This is a genomic window from Alcanivorax sp., from assembly GCF_014762765.1.
Classification (GTDB): domain Bacteria; phylum Pseudomonadota; class Gammaproteobacteria; order Pseudomonadales; family Alcanivoracaceae; genus Alcanivorax.
Window position 1 is genome coordinate 1 of sequence record NZ_JABURH010000106.1, and the last position, 1,458, is coordinate 1,458.

Consider the following 1,458-nt stretch of genomic DNA (forward strand, 5'->3'; position numbering starts at 1 on the left):
GCTGTAATGCAGAGCATGGTCCAGATCGAGGTGATCTTGGTTTCCGCGGTGGCTGATTTAATCGGTTCATGATTGTTGCCGGCATCTGCTTTCAGTGTGCGACCGATCTCAATGGATAACCCCAGAATGACAAGGTAGGAAGCCACAAGAATCGCGTCATCAAAGTACAGTAGGATGCCTGTGAAATACTGTATGAATGCGGTTGCCGCCAGTATAAAAAGCAGAGTTGAAGTAAGCGAAAAATATTTGGGTGGTGTTGAGAACGCAAGTAAGACAAGGCCGAAAACCGCAGTGCTTTCTTTGTAAAATGTTGGCCAGGGGCCGCTTAGTACAGGAAATAAATATGCCATGGAAAAAACGAGAAGGCCTGCCCACCAGATAGTGAGATTAAAACTCAGGGGGGTTTCGGTGCGGTTCGTGGCGGCGGGAGAATCCTTGACGTCTCTGTTTGTTGTTATCATAGGTTTTGCGTCGCTTGAATCCGGCCGGGGCCGGGAAGTGGTTATTTGTTGTTCTTTGTGAAGCTAATATTTGAGGGCGACCTGCCAATATTCTTTTGGCTCTACTATGGTGTCTAGCTAGTCAGCCGAAGAGACAGGTCCATTGCCTGTACATGCTTTGTTAATGCCCCAGATGAGAGAAACCATTCCCGCATACTAGGAAGGCTTGCCGCGTTTTCCACTGTCAGGTTGCCAGAGACTTCAAGTGCGGATTCCGCTCTAATTTCCGCTGCTTCGCTCAGCATCCCTGCGCTGAAATTATCCAGCATGATCTGATCCGGTTTCAGTCGCGCGGCTTCCTTCAGCTCCTCCAGCGTTTCCACTTCCACAATGATTTTCTTCTCCGGCGCCAGTGCCCGCGCCCGCTCAATGGCAGCGGTAATGCCGCCACAGGCCGTCACATGGTTCTCCTTGATCAGGAAGGCATCGTACAGGCCGATACGGTGATTCTGGCAGCCGCCACAAAGCACGGCATATTTCTGGCCAGCCCGCAAGCCGGGCAGTGTCTTTCGGGTATCCAGGATAGTGACGTTGGTGTGCTCTACCGCATCTGCATAGCGGCGCGCTGTGGTAGCAGTGCCCATCAGGGTCTGCAGAAAGTTCAGCGCGGTGCGCTCGCCGGTTAGAATCTTGCGGGTGTTTCCGTGCAGAGTGCAGAGGGTGGTTTCTGCAGTCAGCCGGTCGCCATCCTGCACATGCCACTCAATCTCCACATCGCCCAGTTGCCGAAAGACCTCATCCGCCCAAGGGATGCCACACATGACTGCGTCTTCACGGGTAATGATGGTAGCGGTGCTTTCGCTGTTGGCATCGATAAGCTGGGCGGTGATGTCGCCGCTGCGGATATCTTCTTCCAGGGCAAAGCTCACGTTGCGCTGAATGTCGTCACGCACATAGTCGGGCAGGGTGATGGTCATGCTGTTCTCGGTGCTGAACTCAATGAAAACCCGCAGACAGG

2 protein-coding genes are annotated in these 1,458 nt (G+C 53.2%); both read right to left on the reverse strand.

Going from position 1 to position 1,458, the window contains the following annotated elements; all coding sequences use genetic code 11:
* Positions 1 to 461: hypothetical protein (locus HUJ17_RS06295; protein WP_290509886.1), on the reverse strand; the 461-nt coding region annotated here is incomplete at its 3' end.
* Between the two features lie 113 nt (positions 462 to 574).
* Positions 575 to 1,417: a carboxylating nicotinate-nucleotide diphosphorylase gene (nadC, locus tag HUJ17_RS06300; RefSeq protein ID WP_290509902.1), complete on the reverse strand. Its 843-nt coding sequence runs from the start codon at positions 1,415 to 1,417 to the stop codon at positions 575 to 577.
* Positions 1,418 to 1,458 lie beyond the last annotated feature (41 nt).

What these genes read in the sequence shown, in the direction of transcription:
- nadC (WP_290509902.1), bottom strand. Translation starts at nt 1,417, where the DNA reads ATGACCATCACCCTGCCCGACTATGTGCGTGACGACATTCAGCGCAAC.